The organism is Planococcus sp. APC 3906 (genome assembly GCF_030407685.1).
Taxonomy (GTDB): domain Bacteria; phylum Bacillota; class Bacilli; order Bacillales_A; family Planococcaceae; genus Planococcus; species Planococcus koreensis.
The window spans coordinates 12,634-31,249 of sequence record NZ_JASDCW010000010.1; the positions used below are offsets into that span (position 1 = coordinate 12,634).

Here is an 18,616-nt window from a genome sequence, read left to right on the forward strand (position 1 = left end):
TATTGATGCGTCACACAATAAAAGTTGGAAAAAGGAGCAAGAATTCATGCAAACATATGCAAAAACGAAAATAAATGATTTCAATGAAATCGTCAACAACCGCCGTTCGATCAAACAATACGATCCGACGGTGAAAATCAGCCGGGAAGAGATGAGCGAAATCATCGCGCAAGCAACGACGGCGCCGTCATCGATTAATATGCAGCCTTGGCGTTTTGTCGTCATCGACAGCGAACAAGGAAAACAGACACTGGCGCCACTGGCTTCATTTAATTTGGATAAGGTAATGAGTTCTTCGGCAGTCATCGCTGTTTTCGGGGACCGCCAAAACATTGAGTATGCAGAAGAAATCTATGGCAAAGCAGTGGAACTGGGCTATATGCCAGAAGAAGTCAAAGACATGCAGTTGGGGATGTTCAAACCAATCTATGAAAATGCATCCGACGAAGCGATGAAAGACATCGTCATGCTGGATGCGGGCTTGGTGTCGATGCAATTGATGTTGGTCGCGCGGGCTCATGGCTACGATACGAACCCGATTGGCGGTTACGACAAAGAGCAGATCGCAGAAGCATTCGGCTTGGACAAAGCACGTTATGTGCCGGTCATGCTGATCACAATCGGCAAAGCCGCCAACGAAGGTTTCCCGTCGTACCGTTTGCCGGTCGACACGATCACAGACTGGAAATAACTTGAATACTGGATGATACTGTTTTATGAGGACAATGCGTAGTGAACTGGCTATCAATTGATCTCAAAATGATGAAGGAGGTCAATTTATGCAATGTTCATTTTCAAAACAAGAGCAAGTCCTGCACTTGTTTAAAGGCCTTAACAACCAAATCAGCCCAAAATTTGAACGCTGTACCGGCATTAGCGCATCGCGCTATGAATTGCTGCACCAGCTTTATCAAACAGACGAAATCAACCAGTCGACGCTGCAAAAAGCAGTCAATATCGACGGGGCCGCGATTACCCGGCACCTCAAGCAGCTGGAAGCGGACGGCATGGTGGCGAGACGCCGAAATCCGGACGATAACCGCGTCATTTTTGTCAGCCTGACCGCAGAAGGGCGCGAAAAAATCATCGGCTACCGAAAAGAAAATGCCGGCTTTGTGCAGCAGATGCTCCAGGATTTCACGCCAGAAGAAGTGGAAGCCCTGGCCGGCATGTTGGGCCGCATGCAGCATAATATCATTGACTATTAATCAGTTTAACAAATACATTGAAAAAGGATGATTCCATTGTTAATTATTCACGCAGATTTGCAAGTAAAACCCGACCAAGAACAGGCATTCCTTGAAGCCAGCAAGCCGTTGATCCAAGCATCACGAGCGGAAGCGGGGAACCTTTCCTACGACTTGAAAAAATCGACTGACCAAGACCACCATTATACAATGGTGGAAACGTGGCAAGACGCCGCGTCAATTGAAGCACATAACACAAGCGCACATTTCACTGCATTTGTAGGACAAGCACAAGCCTTCATGGCAGCGCCGATGGATGTTACCGTCTATGCCGGAGAACGTGTGCAAAATTAACCACCAGATTTAGACAATCATGCTTGTGTAAGGCACTATAGTTTTATACATTCGAATTGAATACCAAAAAGACCGCCTTCAATGAAATCAAGGGATTTCGAAGGCGGTCTTTATGTTTTCCTGCGAAGGGGCTGCTTAGTGCATACAACACACTTGTCGCTGGGTGGCCAAGTCAACGATTTTGGCAACAATTATACGCCTGCCATCGTCATGCATTGGTATAATAGATGCATGACGATGGCGAAATGCGAAAGTACTTGAGAAGGAGCCCAACGCAGCCGGCAGCTGCGTTGGGCTTTTCCATTTCCGCTCTTGAACTAGGATCGTGGAAGGGCGCTACGCTGCTAGTGCCGGTTAAACTCGAAATAGATCATGTTAAGAACTGGTTAGCTCATGTTGAAAGTTCTACACTTCATGTTAACGGGCGAATCTGCTAAACCAAACCAACAGATGGATGCATTTCGCCTTGGCGAAATGCGCAAGTGTTTGAGAAGGAGCCCAACGCAGCCGGCAGCTGCGTTGGGCTTTTCCATTTCCGCTCTTGAACTTGAATTGCGGGGAGAAGCTTCGCAGCTAGTGCCGGTTAAATTCGGAACAGTTCATGTTAAGAGCTGGTTAGATCATGTTGAATCTCTCGCATGTCATGTTAACGCCTGGCTAAGTCATGTTAACGGTGATTTAGTTCATGTTAACGGGCGAATCTTCTAAACCAACCGAAACAGATGGATGCATTTCGCCCTGGCGAAATGCGAAAGTGCTTGAGAAGGAGCCCAACGCAGCCGGCAGCTGCGTTGGGCTTTTCCATTTTTGCTCTTGAACTTGAATTGCGGGGAGAAGCTTCGCAGCTAGTGCCGGTTAAATTCGGTGTGGTATTGTCATCGGGTGTCTGGACAGGGGAAGGCGCAATGGAAAATTCTTCTGCATTGACGAGCTTGGCATTTGAATCCTATTTCGGTGAATTCGGCACGAAAGCTTCCTACGGCATGCAAGTGGTTTACATATTCGCCATCATTTTCGGAGCGGTCGGCGCAGCAGAAGTGATTTGGGGCTTCCTCGATATTATGCTGCGGTCATACTCATTCCGAACGTACTTGCCATCTTATTGTTAAGCAATAAAGTGAAAGCATTGACGACCGAGTTTTTCACATCGGATCAGTATTATTTGAAAGACCAAAAAGAGAAAAGAGCGAAGAAAAAGAGAAAAGCAGCGAGAGAGAGTTATGAGTCTTAATATCGCGCAGCTTTTCAATCATTTGAAATGAATACCTAAAAGACCGTTTTTGAAATCATGGGATTTCGAAGGCGGTCTTTGTGTTTTCGCAGCTTTCCTATGCGAGGCATTTATTCCTCTGACGGGTTCTATGATGCCGAAGTGGTTTCGAATCGTGGCAGCAATAGTTTTATTTATTGGCATGACTGATTCTCAAACGTGTTTTCTGAAACAATACAGGGAAACAGCATGATTTCGGCGAATACATGTTTACAAGTTTAAATGGACGAATAGGGAGGGGCGAGAAGGATGAATAAAAGCGATACCGTCATCGCGGATATAGCGCTCTATGCGATGAAGCAGATCCAAATGGCTAAGCATGACCGTGAATTGATGGGAAACGAGGATTATTGGACGGGGGAAATCATGTCAATGAAAAACCTACTGTTATACATGGATAGATTAGCAGGAAATAAAAAGAAAGTGGATCGAACCTTGCCGGATTTGATTGAAGTATTCAATCGGGTAGATGCGAAACGCAAAGGAAATTTCGATTTCTTTTGGGAGCGCATTTGGGAAGATGCTGAGGATGCCGAGGAGGGCCTATAAGGTTCTGATCCATATGGAATTATTGGGTTACCGATTCTTTGCAATGACCTTAAAATAGCAGCCATCTTTGGAAAGGGTTTATTTCAAAGATGGCTGTTTTTTAGATACAGAAAAAAATGCTAATTTATTATATATCTGAATTATCTGTTAATTTTATATTCTCCATGATAGAATTTGATTAGATTGCTGATATTTAAAGAGAAATTTTACAAAGCGGTACAAACACTGAGGAGGCGATTTTTTGACGTATGATCAGCTTGTGAAAAACCATTTAGCGGAATATAAAGTAAGTAAATTGGCCATAACAGAGCCTGAGTTTTGGCGGAATGGCAAGAAGAAATACCATTATATTCTTCCAGTGGATAAACGGGAGTTGAATTTCTTGGCCAATTACCGGAATGAGATGGCAATCTATGCGAAAAACAAAGTCAAACTTCATCAATTTTTCCATCACTTGAATTCGTCACAAGCCATGGGGCTTAATTTTTTTTATCCTCAGGACGTAGAGCATCGATTGCCTTTATTGCTGAAGGCCTTAGGGTTGCCGGAAGAGCCCGTCGAAGAGTGTGCATTCGAGCGCATGATGGGGGAAGGGGAAAGAACGAACTTCGATTTTTATATGAAACTGAAATCCGGCAGAGAAATAGTATTTGAAATTAAATACACGGAAAAGGGATTTGGCGGAGCGACTTCCGGAGAAACATTTGATAAACAATACAAGAATGTTTACCAGAGAATGCTCGCAGGCAAGATCCGTACAGGAGTAGATGGCTATCAAGCATTGAAGAAGAATTATCAATTGCTGCGCAACATTGCTTATGTGGATGCGGGAGACGAACGGTTATTGGTGTTTGTCTGTCCCGAGGACAATCTGAAGCTCCACAAGCAATATCAAAATGTGATGAACACCATTGTGGACCCGGCGCTGCACAAGAATATCCAGATGGTTACCTGGGAGTCGCTGCTGAAGCGAGTGAAAGGTCAATTAAATATGGATCCGGACACACCAGCCAAGCTGAAGGAACATTACCGGGAATTTGAAGAAAAATATTTTCCGGTTTAAAAGCTAATTCTATTTAAACTCAATTCAAGGGAGGCGGAGATATGGGCAAAAGAATAGCGGTGCGGTATATGGTGCTGCCCGGGATAAAGAAAGGCGTAAGCGGATTTTATGCGAATCCAAAAGACACGAATTGCGTTGAACCGAACAAACCTTATGAAGATAGCGTTTGCCATACGATTGGTGATGAAGTTGGATATGCTGGCGTTGCTGGTTGGATTCAAGACAAGAGAAGAATTTGCAAAAGAGCATGGAGGGAAGTCTTGCCTAAATGCCTATGGGATAAAGCTATCTGAGCACGTTAAAGATGCGCTGTAAACAAAAGGTGTCGGATGGATGATCAATGATGAATTGGTCCATTTCTATTCACCACCGGGAGAGTTTGTGCTGTGGCCGAATAGTAATCGGTAGTAAGAGCACAACGCTGTGTAAGCCGAATGAATGTATTCATTCTATTAAAGAGAATACCCAAAAACCGCCTTCAATTAAATCTAGGGATTTCGAAGGCGTTTTTTTGGTGTTTATGTGGATAGCTACCTATTCATACTTGTTCCGCACACAGGTTGAGAAAGGATTTGAAGGAGATAGTAAAATATAAAATTTTGTCTCGGAGTCCAAACCAATTCAAAATATATAAGAATACTGCACGAGGAATCCGCTTGAGTCAATAATTGACCGGGTTCTTTTTGCATGTTTAACGAATAGCGAGCTGTCATAATGGCTCTGTGAAAAGAGCGAAATAACATAAAAATGAAATAATTTTTGAACATTCTAAAAGTGTAAATATAACTAGATAATTTTTTGGGAATTAAAAGATCAACTAAGAACAATGGGATTTTTTAGATGTGACTTTCTATCAGCTAAATAATGGACTTGATGTTTTTTCTTTTTACTCTATTACGGTAAGTCGATTCAGAATTTAAAAAGCTCTATTTTACTTTTACCTTTGTGTACATTTCGTTTGACTTATAAGCATGTATTTATTCCTAAAACTAATTTCCTATTTTTAAAATTTTATGGTAAAATTATGCTTAAAATAAGTTTTTCGGAGGACTCATATGAAAATATATTTAAAAATTTTATCATTGCTTATAGTAGCGGGATTAATGATCAGCATCTTGCCGGAAAGGTATATTGATCAAGCTAACGCTGAGCCTTTATTGACATTCGAAACAGCGCGAAAATACAAAGGGATCATCGCAGCAAATGAATCTCGAATTTCAATTCTACAAGCAAATGGCTCAGTGAGTGAAACGAGCATGTCTTGGGAGCAAGAATTTATAGAGTGGAAGAATATTAAGTTCCTAGACGCAAGTACATATTTTACAGTTGGATTGACAGATGAAGGAACTGTAATTACTTCCGATGGATATCCATATATAAGTGAAGAAGTATCTAATTGGAAAGACATAGAAGCGATTTCAGTTGGAGAATCAGATTTATTAGCTTTAAACAACAATGGTACTGTATTAAGTGCAGGAAATGGAGATTGGGATATTAGTAGTTGGACAGACATTATTTCAATAGCTGCAGGTATGGACCATTATGTTGGTTTAAAGAAAGATGGAACAATTTTAGCAAATGGATCTTATCCGACTTCTTTTGCAGAAGCAAGCAATTGGAAAGCTATTATTGAAATCTCAGTAGGTGATAACCATACAGCAGGTTTAAGAGAAGATGGAACTGTTCTCGCTACAGGAGAATTTGCAGAAGAAGTAAAAGAATGGAACAATATCGTTGCTATATCTTCTGGAGATTATCATTTGGTTGGATTAAAGAGTGATGGAACCTTAGTTGGCAGCAAAACGGGCTATAACGATAGCGGACAGCTGGATTTCAAAGATTGGGAAAATGTTATAGCAGTTCAAGCTGAAGGATATTATACAATTGGTTTAAAGAGTGATGGAACAATTATATCAACTGGGAATATCTATGGAGCTCAAAGAGATATTGCCGGTTGGACAAATATAAGAGCAATTTCAGCTGGGGAGAAAAATATTACAGCCTTAAAAAAAGACGGTAGTGTTTTGTCGGAGGGGTCCATTACTGCTAATTTTAATTCCCTTAGTGACTGGAGTGATATATCCCAAATTTCAGTTGGAGCAATTCATACTCTCGGCTTAAAAAGTAACGGAACTGTACTAGGGGCAGGTAACTCTGGAAATGGACAAATCAATGTTGAGAAATGGACAAATATTAAGCAAGTTTCGGCAGGAGAAGCATTTTCAATTGGTTTAAAGAATGATGGAACTGTATTAGCGACAGGTTATGGATATGGAGGTCGTACTAATGTTCAATCATGGAGTGGTATAGTAAAAGTTTTTACAGGGAGTGATTTTACATTAGGCTTAAAAGAGGATGGCACAATAGTAGATACTCGAACTTCAACTGAATTTAACAGTAAAGGTTGGAGTGGTATTAAAGATATTGCGGGGGGCCTTGAATATATTACTGGACTCAAGAATGATGGGACAGTATTAGCAGAAGGTAGAAATAGGGATGGACAATTAGATGTAAAACGGTGGGAAGAGATTAAGGCTATTGCAGCAGGGAGAGCCCATACAGTCGGTTTGAAAACGGACGGTACAGTAGTTGCGACGGGATCAAACGCTTTTGGTCAGACCGAAGTAGAAAACTGGACGGACATAGTCGCTGTATCTGCAGGAGATGATTTTACAGCCGGTTTAAAAAGTGATGGGACGATAGTAGCCACAAGCTGGACCGGACAAGCTGCATCCGATGCAATCGCAATAGATAAGCAAGTTGTTAAACCTGGTGATAATGTACAATTTTCATTATCAAGCAGTCGTTTCTATACTATAGAAAGCGATGAATACACTTTCAGTGGTTCTATTTCTTTGGGTGGCCATTTGAATTCAGTAGACGGCAAGGAATACAAAGCTTCCTATCAGGCTAAGGAAGCAGATGTTGGCTGGGTGAATATCTCTCTACCTGGCATTGTGGACTCATTTGGAAATTCGTTGCAGCGAAAGAATCTCTTTCAAGTGGTTCCTTTGCAGTCGCTGACTTCTTCGATAAAAGATGCAAAATCCGGTGAAAAAGTAACATTGACAGCATCTTTCTACCAGCCGGTACAGCCAGACTTTGAATTGTCCTTAGCTGGTGCGGTTAAAATGGATCCAGTATTGATGAAGGAAGTGGCAGGCAGTGGAGGGAAGAAATTTATCTTCCAGTACACTTTGCCTGCTGATTATGAAGAAGGGGCAGTTAGTGCAAGTTTACAAAATATATCTACGTTGGATGAAAAGCGTTTTGATCCGTATATAGAAGAGCACTTATTTGTTAAAAGCAATGATCCAGCTCCGCTCAGCGCTCTTTTTGCATCGCAAAAACAAGCGAAGGTTGGCGACATTGTTACCATTACAGCCAAGTTTTCAGAAAAGGTAGCTGGAGGCATTAAGTTGTCCTTAGATGGAGGTGCCAATCTTCAGGATCAAGTCATGATCGAAGTTCCAGGCAGTGCCGGGCAGGAGTTCACGTATGATTACTATGTATATGGTGGGAATCCAGGGGGCGTTACTGCCTCTTTAACAAATGTTTTTGATGCAAACGGAACCCTACGCAGAGAATATAAACAGGAAAACCTTTTTATAGCGGATGCCGAATTGCCGCAGGTAGAAAACTTTGAAACTTCTCAAATAAAAGCAAAACTGGGGGAGAAACTGGTCTTTACTGCAACATTCAGTGAACCTGTTAAACCCGGAGTGAAAGTGAATCTATCAGGCGGAACGGAAAACAAAGCTTTGGAAATGGATGAGATTCCTGAAAGTAATGGCCTAAAGTATAAAGCTGAATATACGATTGGTGAAAAGGATTCAGGGACAGTTCATGCCGAGATCATCAATCTTGAAGATTTTTTTGGAAATCAAAGTGTTTATTTTAAAAATGATCTTTTTTATGCCGACGGAAAAACCCCGACATTGATTTCCATCCAATCGGATGAGAAGGTTCATTATCAGGGTGACTATGCCCACATCATCGCAGAATTCAGTGAACCGGTGAAACCGGACATGAAAATAAAATTTTCAGGTGCAATAAAAGGCGAAGAGTACACGATGTCAGAAGTGGCAAATAGCCAGGGTAAAAAGTTTGAATTGTTTTATGAAGTGAAAAGTGATCAGCACCGATTTGTAGATGTAGATTTAGTTGACATAGAAGATATGGCGGGAAATATCACGTCTGTATCCAGCCGGAAGTTGTTTTATATCAGTGATCCTTCTAATGCACAACTTAATGATTTGTCTGTACAGGGTTTCAATTTTTCTCAAACTTTTTCGCCTGATGTCACGGAGTACGAAGTGACTGTTCCAGATTCATTGAAAACAATTGAAATACAGGCAAATGCAGAAGATCCAGATGCTGTGGTCAGTGGAGCAGGGAACGTTACTCTTGCGCCCGGAGACAACAGCTATACAATTACAGTGACTTCGAAAGATGGAACGAAGAAAGAATACCATTTAAATGTTAAAGCGGTGGATTTGGATCATCCATTACTTGAAGGTGTGGCAGATGTAATAATAAAAGTCGGAGAGTCTTTTAATAATAGAGCAGGCATTACGGCGATTGATGTTGTTGACGGTGATTTAACGAATTCAATTTATATTACAGGCGCTGTCGATACAGCAAAACCTGGTGTATATTATTTGGAATACACTGCCGCAGACAAAAATGGGAATTCCATTACAGCTAAACGAAAAATAACAGTTGTTGACGACCAAAAACCGAGTATTCTAGGAGCAAAAGATTTATCTGTATTATTGAATTCTGCTTTTGATCCCAAAGCAGGTATTAAGGCAGAAGATAATGTAGATGGGAATCTAACCACATCAATACAAATTAGTGGAACGGTCAATACAAAAGTAGTAGGAATTTATCCAGTAAAATATAGCATTACAGATGCATCAGGTAATCAATCATCAATGACTGTAAACATTACAGTTACGCTTCCTTCTCCTAGCGGCCTAAAAGCGGTTTCAAACTCTATCGATAGTATTAAAATAACTTGGGGAGCTGTATCGGGTGCTACGGGTTATGAGGTTTACCGAAGCACGTCAAGCACTGGAACATATTCTAGAATTGGACCGACGACATCGTATAATGGCCTCGTAGATCCGGACGTACCGACCAATAAAACATACTATTACAAAGTCAGAGCTTATCAATACACTGGATCTGCTAAATTTTATAGTGGTTATTCAACTGTTATTTCAGGAAAAGCGCTGCCACCTGTACCAACTTCAGTTAAAGTAGCCTCAGCGTCTTACAATAGTATTAAGGTAAGTTGGGCAGCGATATGGGGGGCTACCGGCTATGAAGTTTATCGAAGCACGTCAAGCACCGGAACTTATTCAAGTGTCGGATCGACTGCCTCTACAAGTTTGGTAAATGGTAATCTAGTAACTGGAAATACCTATTACTATAAAGTTAGATCGTATCGAACTGTGGAAGGCGTAAAAGTATACAGCTCCTTTTCAAGTATCTTTAACGCAAAACCTGTTTTCACAGGAACCATTACCGCAAGAGCGGCTTCAGCGGGTTACAGCAAGAACAAAGTCAGCTGGTCTCAAGTCAGCGGGGCTAGTGGATATATTGTTTATCGAGCGACTTCAAAAACAGGGACTTATAGCAATATCAAAACCATCACAAGCGGCAGTACGCTCGTCTATGAAAATACGGGCTTAACGACCGGAAAAACTTACTATTACAAGGTGAGAGCGTATCGAGTTGTCTCCGGCAAAAATGTCTATGGTCTATACTCAGGAATAGTCAGTGCGATACCAACTTTAGCCATGCCATCAAAAATCACGCTGGCGAAAGTGAGCAGCACTTCCATCAAATCATCTTGGTCTAAAGTGGGCGAAGCGAGCGGTTATGAATTATATCGTGCAACCAGCAAAGCCGGAACCTATACTAAAGTTAAAACCCAGACCTCCGGATCTGCTATTACCTTTACGAATACAGGTTTAAGTAAAGGTAAAACCTATTATTACAAAGTTAGGGCGTATCGTATTGTTAATGGGAAAAAGATTTATAGTACTTACACTCCGATTGTCTCAAGCACCCTATAGTAGAAGTGTTATAAAGAGACGCTGTTTCATAGACTAAATAGCGTCCATAAATAAGATACATTTGAATTTATTTCAAAAAAAGTTACATTAAAAGACCGCCTTAAATGAAATCAAAGAATTTCATTTAAGGCGGTTTTGGTGTTTTCATGTGAATAGCTACCTTTTTATAATTGCGCCTTACACTGGGACGAAATGGCAGCTGCCTGTATGAGGGGGGGGGCAGCCAACATTTGCTCAAAGAAAACCAACATTACCCGCATTTCCATGTCTTCTACATTAGGAATCTTCCTCAACGATCTGCTGATAGGTCAGGCAATTGATGCAGTAGGCTAGATTGGTCATCTTAACAGCTCAATAATTCCTTCGAAGCGGCTCATTTCTTTGGTTTTATCCTCCAAAGAATTTGACCTCAAGCAACTTGGAAAGTGTATTTTATACATGTCTCATACCGCTCGGTCACGCTATAATAAACTAATCGTTGAAAGGGGGATTTTTGTGATTATTTTTCAAAGCAGCTTATGGCAAACGAACTCTACTTTAATAGAAGGTAAGGAAGAATGCTTTCTCTTTGACCCAACCTACTTTCCGCACGAATTAGCCCAAATCAAAAAAACGCTTCCAGACAAAAAAATAACCGTGATTTACACCCATGCCGATTGGGATCACATTGCCGGATTTTCCGAGTTTTCATATGGACATACGATTGGCCACCACAAGATCCGTGAACGCCAGGACCCTTTGGAGAAAGTCCGGTCTTTTGATCTTCAATGGTATGTTGCACGCGACAACGAACTTGGAGAGCTCAGAATCGATGAGGAAATCGTTGAAGAGACGACCAAATCCACCTCAGATGACACGCTTTATTTTTTGGCGATACCCGGCCATACTGACGATATGATGGCGACCTTTTTTCTGGAACGCAAACTGGTTGTCGCAGGAGATGTCTTATCCAATCTGGAATTTCCGTTTATCTTTTATTCGAGCCAGAAATACATAGAGAGTTTGCAGCGGATGAAAGAGAAAATCATCGAACATGGCATTCACACATTGATTCCTGGCCACGGCGATCCGATTTTCGATTCGCAACCAGAGATTCTCAAACGAATCGAAGACGATTTGGAATACCTTCATCAAATAACTTCTGGCGATAAAAAGGCCCTTTACCGGCAGCAGCCTATTCCGCCGCATCTCATTCCACGCCATGAAGCGAATATAGATTTTATTGAAACAGAAATAGAATAAGTGGGAAAATTTTTGTCTCGATAGGTAGAATGTTTTTTGTGATTGCGGATAGCCGCAATTGAACATTTCACTAAAGTAGAGGAGTTGTATCGCAAATGAACAAGTCAGAAGAAAAGAATAACCCAGTTCCGCAGGGGAAATATGTTCCGGCTACCCGCTTTGAAAACCTGGTTTATACCGCCGGGATGACTCCGCGGAAGAATGGCGTACTGATTCAAACGGGGAAAATCAGCACTGATCAGCCGGCTGCTAATTATAAAGAAGCAGTCAGGCAAGCGGCTGCCAATGCATTAACTGCAGCTAGGGGTTTGCTTGCAGACCAAGAGGACTTTGAACAAATCGTTTCGCTCACCGTGTACCTGAAGGCGGAAGATGGCTTTGGAGCGCATTCCACGCTGGCTGACTTTGCTTCTGAGTACTTATATGAACAATTAGGCGCCAAAGGAGTTGGGAGCCGGGCTGCGGTAGGAGTTGCTTCATTGCCGGGCAATGCACCGGTCGAAATTCAATTGATTGCCGCGGTAGCTGCGGGAAGTTGAAATTCACGTTCCTGAGAAAGAATTACTTCAATAGAGTTTTGACTATTCTAAGCAAATGAATGCGAAAGAAAGCCGCTCCCGAGAATGTAACATTCTCGGGAGCGGCTGTTTTATTTTTTGCAGAAAGCGAAACTTTCAAGAATGGTGCCGCTTCCTGCGGAAAAAAGTTGTTTCTTCATTCACAAGACGCTAAGCAGATCCGGTTTTTGGCCTTTCATCAACTGGAGCTTCTCCAACGCATAGGCCACATTCAACACTTTCTCTTCCTCGAATGCCGGACCCATGATCTGCAGACCAATCGGCAAACCGTCGCGGACGCCGCATGGGATGCTCAAGGCCGGAAGTCCCGTTAAGTTGCCGGGTCCCGTGAAGCGGATGACTTCATCCAGGAAACTCAGCGTTTGGCCGTTGATGTCTACCGTGTTGTCGCCAACGAGCGGCGGCAAGAACGGCAAGGTCGGACTGATGATGACATCGACGTGTTCAAAGGTTTGCGCAAACTCATTGCTCAGTTTCCGGCGGATTTGCTGGGCTTGCAAATAATCCACTGCTGTCACCAATTCACCAAACTCCAGCAGGAAGCGGGTATCTTCCCCGAACATTTCAGGATGCTTGATCAAATTCTGGTGATGTACGGTACTCGCTTCCGATGTAATGGTAACGAGTTCGGCAAATTCCGCTTGCGACAGTGAAGGGATTTTGACCGGTTCGATTCGTGCACCCAGTTTTTCCAATTCACTGATCGCGTGCCGCACGGCTTCATCGACGCGTTTGTCGACGTTGCGGAAAAAGTAATCTTCATCGATGCCGATCACTTTGCCCTTCAAGTCTTCGGACAGCCCACCACTATAATTTTGGGACGGCTTATCGATCGACGTTGGGTCCCGCGGATCATAGCCGGACAAGGTTTCCAATAGCAGAGCGGCATCATGGACCGTCTTGGTAAGGGGCCCAATATGGTCAAGGCTCCACGCCAAAGGGAAACAGCCGTATTTCGAGATTCTGCCATGGGTCGGCTTCAAGCCGATAATGCCGCAGCTTGCAGCAGGAATCCGGATAGAGCCGCCTGTATCGGTTCCGAGAGACGCGATGGCCATGTCAGCAGCAACGGCTGCACCTGAACCGCCGCTTGACCCGCCAGGAATTTTATTGAGGTCCCACGGATTGCGGCAAGCGCCGAAATGCGGATTGGTGGTCGTCGCGCCCCAGGCATACTCATGCATGTTCAGTTTCCCGGTGAAGACCACCCCCGCATTTTTCAGCTTCGATACGACCGCAGCATCGTAATCGGGTATGAAATCCCGGTGGATGCCGGAACCCATTGTAGCTGTTTCTCCCTTGAAATACATAATATCTTTCAACGCCATCGGAATGCCGTGAAGGGCGCCGCGGTAATTGCCGCTCGCAATTTCAAGCTCAGCCGCTTTTGCTGCCTGTCTCGCTCCTTCGGCTTGGATTTCGATATAGGAATTCACTTGGCTGTCGTACTTGTCGACATTTTTCAGCACCGCTGCTGTCAGCTCGACAGGAGAAATGTCTTTGTTTTGGAGCAGCGGAGCCAGCTCGCCAATCGATTGTTTGGCTAAGTCCTGCGTCATTTCCCATCACCTCCCGGCACATGGGTCAAACCGATGTCGTAATCGGCAAGCGATTCCTGGTCCACGGTTGCGCGCATTTTTTCGAAAACGGCCCACTGATTCACCAGCATTTCCTCGTGATGCTCCGGTACGTCGATGCCTTTGTCTTGCAAAATCTGTACAATGTTCTGTGCCATTCCTTTTCCTCCCATTCAAAGTAGGTTGAAAGCTTATGTGAGAACAAAGATGATAGGTCTACTCTATCACAATAGAAAGAATATTTTGACTAATAAAGTATAATTTAATGATTAATGAGAAATTCTTGCTTCAAGGTAAGAGGCAAAGCTACGTCATTCTGAATCTGCACGATCAGGGAAGACAGAAAAATCCACTCCCAGGGAAATTCAAAGGAGCGGATTTCTTGTGCAGAAAGAGGAGAGCTGTTCCGTTTAATAAGGAGTGGTCAAATAAGGCTCACAGCTGGCAGCTTTTCCGGAATCATAGCCAAGCAGAAAAGCATCGGTCCGCTCTTTCGGCGTTCCGTGTGTCGGATTAGGGGCCGTCGGGTCTTGTCCGATGTCCGCCAGCGTTCGTTTCACTTCCTGGATGTCCGTGGTGTCCAGAAGGCCGCGAGCGTTTACCGAATTGGCCCATACACCAGTCATGCAATCAGCGTTGAGTTCAATGCTGCGGGAAGTCGCTTTTGGAGCTTCGTCGCCGGTTACTGGCAGCCAGCCGAGCTCGGTCTGCAGATTATGCGCGTATTCATGAGCCAGCACAAAGGCCACGGAGAAATCACCGGCCTTGTACTTGCTCGGCGGCTCCACATTGATTTTGTATGTCCCTTCCAATAGCTGCATCGCCATCAACTGCGTCATGACAATCTTGTCGTCATAGCCGCAATAAAATGCTTGCGCCGGATTGATCGGTGTTTCAATGACGCATTCGGTCTGGACGGGTTCTCCTAAAGCTGGGAATGAGTAAGTGACTGATGGTTTTGCGTAGCCATCCTTAACCATGATGGGAGACCAAAATGCTTCCACATCAGCCAAGACATAGACAAGGTAATCATGCATCGTATAATCCGCTGGCAGATCTTTCTTGAACGCAGGGCTGGATAAAGTTGGTTCTTTTGCCGATAAGCCGAGTGTTAGGGGAACCGCGTCTTGCTGATTTTCAGCTGCTTGTGGCGAAGCTTGAAGCGGGTTCCACCCGTTAAGAAACAGGATGATGACCACGGCAAATAGGATTTGTGCTGTTTTTCTCCACATACTGATCATCTCCTAGGTTTTTATTTGGAAAATCCAATGGTGCGGTATTATTTTTATTGCGAATATTTTGATAATTAATTATTATTCTATCATATATTTGATAACCAAAGGAATTTTTTTAATAAAAGGTCCATAAGTAAGTATTGATGATTCTCTAATTTTAAATCTCATGTCTCAGCAGAATACCTCCATCCTGTAACGCAGGACGTGTTTCTCACACAATAGCTTTTTTATAAAATGCTTATTTTCCTGCCAGATGGATGCACCTTGAAAGCGCAATTTTCATTAACTACGCTTTGATGGGGAGTGTGCTTTTGTTATGAGTGAGCAGCGTCATTCGCTCTGTTTCATTGGCGATTCAAAATTCATTTTCGAGGGGTAAACAGAATAGAAACGATCAAAATTATTGATAGAATTGTTTAAAAATTCATTGACATTGATTTTTATTACAAATACACTTAAAACAGTTTAAGAACAAAAGTAATGTATAAAGTAGATATTTCTTACTTTATGAACTGAAAAAACACGAAAAACGTATTGTTTTGTAAGGCGAAAGGAGTTTGGTGTTTTTAGTATCTACGAAACAAAAACAAGAAAGTCTATTAGACAGGGCTTATTCATTTAGCTTCATCATCCAGGTTTCGAATTTATATGAGAAAGAGGAGGCATACAAAATGAAGAAAAAGCTGCATATCCCATTTATCCTATCTTTGATTTTCGTCTTGCTGCTTGCGGCTTGTTCAGGAAATGATGGAGCAGACAACGCCGACAGCGGCGGTGAAGCGCCAGAAGGAGACAAGCAGGGCGGAACGCTCGTCTATGGCCGTGGAGCTGATTCGGTCGGCTTGGACCCGATCAATGTGACCGACGGGGAATCGATCCGTGTGACGCATAATGTCTTTGAGACTTTGCTGGAATACGATCAAAACCTGGAATTGCAGCCGAAGCTCGCAACGGAATACAGTTCGAGTGAAGATGGGCTGACGTGGACATTCAAATTGCGCGAAGGCGTGAAGTTCCATGACGGAACCGATTTCAACGCGGAAGCCGTCGTCTTCAACTTCGACCGCTGGATGGATCCCGAAAACCCATACCACCAAGGGGATTTTGCTTATTATCCATTCCTTTATGGCGGGTTTAAAGGAGACGAAAATCACTTGATCGAGCACGTGAAAGCGACAGGCGACCATGAACTGGAAATCAAGCTGAAACGCAAAACAGCGCCGTTCTTAAGCTATTTGGCGATTTCGATGTTCGGCATCGCAAGCCCGGCAGCCATCGAGCAATACGGCGAGAAGCTGAACGAAAATCCGGTGGGGACAGGGCCGTTTATGTTTGAAGAATGGAGCCGCAACAACACCATCACACTGGCGAAAAATCCGGAGTATTGGATGGAAGGAAAACCGTATTTGGACAAAGTCATCTTCCAGGTGATTCCGGAAAATGCGGCACGCTTGAATGCGTTGCAGACGGGCGAAATTGATGTACTCGACGGCATGAATGCAACCGATACGACGATTGTCGAAGACACTGCAGGGCTTGAATTGCTCAAGCGGCCAAGCTTCAATATCGGCTATATGGCATTGAACACGGAAAAAGAACCGTTCAACAATCCATTGGTTCGCCAAGCGATTAATATGGCCATCGACAAGGATAAAATCGTCGATGCGTTTTATAACGGCCTTGCCGACACCGCCACAAGCCCGCTGCCGCCATCACTTTGGGGCTATGATGATTCCTTGCAAAAGTACGACTACAATGTAGAAGAAGCGAAAAAGCTATTGAAAGAAGCAGGATTTGAAAATGGCTTCAAGACGAAGCTGCATACGATGAGCAACCCGCGCCCGTATTTGCCGGAACCGATGAAAATTGCGGAAGCGATCCAATCGGATTTAGCGAAAGTCGGAATCGAAGCGGAAATCGTGTCGATGGAATGGGCGACTTATCTGGACGATACGAAAGCCGGCGCGCATGAGATGGCGATGTACGGCTGGACCGGCGTTATGGCCGATCCGGATAATTTCCTGTATCCGAACCTCAGCAAAACGAATGCTGCCGTTCCTGCACAAAATATCGCGTTCTACAAAAGTGATGAGTTTACGGCTTTGATTACGGAAGCGCGTGAAACCCTTGACCAAGACAAGCGCATTGAACTGTACAAACAAGCGCAGCAATTGTTCCAAAAAGACGCACCGTGGGTGATGCTCGCCTACACGACACCGCCGCTTGCGCAGATGGATTACGTGGAAGGCTACGTGCCGCATCCGATGAGCAACGATTTACTGACAGACGTCTACTTATCAAACTAATTCCTTGGAGTGATTTTGTGTATCAATTATTAAAAGATTTGTGTGAACTTGTGGGGCCGAGCGGGTTCGAACAAGACGTCCAACGCTTTATCCTGGATAAAGTGAAAGATGGAGCGGATAGCGTGGAAGTGGATGCATTAGGCAATCTGATTGTCAAAATCAATGCCACCGATGCTAAAATGCCTTCGGTTTTATTGGCAGCGCATGCAGATGAAATCGGGCTTATCGTCAAAAAGGTCGAGCCGAACGGCACGCTCCGTTTTGAAAAACTTGGCGGTTTCGATGACCGTATTCTGCTGGCCCAGTCGGTGACGATCAAAGGGAGCGAAGGTTACGTAGAAGGCGTGATTGGGACGCTGTCCATGCATTATGTAAAATGGGATGATCCAAAGCGAATCGAGTCCCACCGGGAATTGTATATTGATATCGGTGCGAGCTCTGCCGAGGAAGTCCTCGAAATGGGCGTAAAAGTCGGCCAGCCCATCAGTTATGGCAGCGGCTTGAAACTGGTGGGGGACAAAAAGCGCAACCGCGTCGTCGGAAAAGCGCTCGATGACCGCGCTGGCTGTGCGGTATTGATCCAGCTTCTTAAGGACTTAAAGGATAATCCGGACCGCAAGCACGGCGACGTCTTTTGCGTCTTCACCGTGCAGGAAGAAGTCGGGCTGCGTGGAGCGTCGGTGCTGTCTCCCGCCATCCAACCCGACTTCGCGCTTGCGATTGACACCACGCCGACGAGCGACACATACGACGTGCTGATGACCGGAACGCGCGTACTTGGCGGCGGACCTTGCATCAAAATCGCTGACAAATCGCTGATTGCCCATCCGCTGGTTACGGGATTGCTGGAAAAAGTCGCCGAGCAACAAAACATTCCGCACCAGATGGAAGTCTTTATGGGAATCGGCACAGATGCCGGCGCAATCCATATGACATCTACCGGAGTATCTTCCGGCGTCATTTCTATTCCTTCCCGCTACACCCATTCGCCTATCGAAATCATCGATTTGGGCGATTTGGAAAACACCGTCAAGCTGGCGTCTGCGTTTATTTATCAGTCGGGTGAGCTGGTTGGGAAGAATTTTTTGGATACGTAAATTTGAGTTTCCAGGTTAGAGGCAGACGTGAGTCTCCCCACATATAAATACCGAAAAAATCCACTTCTAAGG

The 18,616-nt window shown here is 44.0% G+C and carries 16 protein-coding genes; 13 read left to right on the forward strand and 3 right to left on the reverse strand.

Annotation, left to right across the window (positions count from 1 at the left end):
* Window positions 1-46 precede the first annotated feature (46 nt).
* The 11 genes from QMA09_RS07650 (at window position 47) to QMA09_RS07700 (ending at window position 12,290) form a co-directional block, all read left to right on the forward strand.
* Window positions 47-691 (forward strand): nitroreductase family protein, encoded by a 645-nt coding sequence (locus QMA09_RS07650; RefSeq protein ID WP_290212654.1) that lies wholly within the window; start codon window positions 47-49, stop codon window positions 689-691.
* 88 nt (window positions 692-779) lie between these two features.
* Window positions 780-1,208: a MarR family winged helix-turn-helix transcriptional regulator gene (locus QMA09_RS07655; protein ID WP_290212655.1), complete on the forward strand. Its 429-nt coding sequence runs from the start codon at window positions 780-782 to the stop codon at window positions 1,206-1,208.
* Between the two features lie 36 nt (window positions 1,209-1,244).
* The gene (locus QMA09_RS07660) at window positions 1,245-1,541 is read left to right on the forward strand and encodes a putative quinol monooxygenase (protein WP_290212656.1); all 297 of its coding nucleotides are present in this window, start codon (window positions 1,245-1,247) and stop codon (window positions 1,539-1,541) included.
* A gap of 138 nt (window positions 1,542-1,679) precedes the next feature.
* Window positions 1,680-1,802: a hypothetical protein gene (locus tag QMA09_RS07665; RefSeq protein WP_290212657.1), complete on the forward strand. Its 123-nt coding sequence runs from the start codon at window positions 1,680-1,682 to the stop codon at window positions 1,800-1,802.
* A gap of 530 nt (window positions 1,803-2,332) precedes the next feature.
* Complete coding sequence (locus QMA09_RS07670) at window positions 2,333-2,650, forward strand: hypothetical protein (protein WP_290212658.1); 318 nt, start codon at window positions 2,333-2,335, stop codon at window positions 2,648-2,650.
* Window positions 2,651-3,060: 410 nt separating this feature from the next.
* Window positions 3,061-3,360 carry a hypothetical protein gene (locus QMA09_RS07675; RefSeq protein WP_290212659.1) on the forward strand — a complete coding sequence of 100 codons (300 nt, stop codon included), beginning with the start codon at window positions 3,061-3,063 and terminating at the stop codon, window positions 3,358-3,360.
* Window positions 3,361-3,601: 241 nt separating this feature from the next.
* Window positions 3,602-4,423, forward strand: a complete 822-nt coding sequence (locus tag QMA09_RS07680; RefSeq protein ID WP_290212660.1) for a PGN_0703 family putative restriction endonuclease — start codon at window positions 3,602-3,604, stop codon at window positions 4,421-4,423.
* 41 nt (window positions 4,424-4,464) lie between these two features.
* The gene (locus tag QMA09_RS07685) at window positions 4,465-4,716 is read left to right on the forward strand and encodes a hypothetical protein (protein WP_290212661.1); all 252 of its coding nucleotides are present in this window, start codon (window positions 4,465-4,467) and stop codon (window positions 4,714-4,716) included.
* Window positions 4,717-5,478: 762 nt separating this feature from the next.
* Entirely contained in the window at window positions 5,479-10,509 is a 5,031-nt protein-coding gene (locus QMA09_RS07690) for an immunoglobulin-like domain-containing protein (RefSeq protein WP_290212662.1), read from the forward strand.
* A 495-nt stretch (window positions 10,510-11,004) separates the two neighbouring features.
* Window positions 11,005-11,751: an MBL fold metallo-hydrolase gene (locus QMA09_RS07695; protein WP_290212663.1), complete on the forward strand. Its 747-nt coding sequence runs from the start codon at window positions 11,005-11,007 to the stop codon at window positions 11,749-11,751.
* A 95-nt stretch (window positions 11,752-11,846) separates the two neighbouring features.
* Complete coding sequence (locus QMA09_RS07700; RefSeq protein ID WP_290212664.1) at window positions 11,847-12,290, forward strand: RidA family protein; 444 nt, start codon at window positions 11,847-11,849, stop codon at window positions 12,288-12,290.
* Window positions 12,291-12,469: 179 nt separating this feature from the next.
* Here the strand turns inward: QMA09_RS07700 and QMA09_RS07705 are convergent, their stop codons facing one another.
* The 3 genes from QMA09_RS07705 to QMA09_RS07715 all read right to left on the reverse strand — a co-directional run bounded on the left by QMA09_RS07705 (window position 12,470) and on the right by QMA09_RS07715 (window position 15,138).
* Complete coding sequence (locus QMA09_RS07705; protein WP_290212665.1) at window positions 12,470-13,888, reverse strand: amidase; 1,419 nt, start codon at window positions 13,886-13,888, stop codon at window positions 12,470-12,472.
* Window positions 13,885-14,064, reverse strand: coding sequence for a hypothetical protein (locus tag QMA09_RS07710; RefSeq protein ID WP_135501708.1), 180 nt, complete (start codon window positions 14,062-14,064; stop codon window positions 13,885-13,887). The genes QMA09_RS07705 and QMA09_RS07710 overlap by 4 nt, the downstream gene beginning before the upstream one ends.
* A gap of 252 nt (window positions 14,065-14,316) precedes the next feature.
* Entirely contained in the window at window positions 14,317-15,138 is an 822-nt protein-coding gene (locus tag QMA09_RS07715; RefSeq protein WP_290212666.1) for a neutral zinc metallopeptidase, read from the reverse strand.
* A gap of 674 nt (window positions 15,139-15,812) precedes the next feature.
* Here QMA09_RS07715 and QMA09_RS07720 point away from each other — a divergent pair.
* Both QMA09_RS07720 and QMA09_RS07725 read left to right on the forward strand, forming a co-directional pair.
* Window positions 15,813-17,447 (forward strand): ABC transporter substrate-binding protein, encoded by a 1,635-nt coding sequence (locus tag QMA09_RS07720; protein ID WP_290212667.1) that lies wholly within the window; start codon window positions 15,813-15,815, stop codon window positions 17,445-17,447.
* A gap of 17 nt (window positions 17,448-17,464) precedes the next feature.
* The gene (locus QMA09_RS07725) at window positions 17,465-18,544 is read left to right on the forward strand and encodes a M42 family metallopeptidase (RefSeq protein WP_290212668.1); all 1,080 of its coding nucleotides are present in this window, start codon (window positions 17,465-17,467) and stop codon (window positions 18,542-18,544) included.
* The last annotated feature ends 72 nt before the right edge of the window (window positions 18,545-18,616 follow it).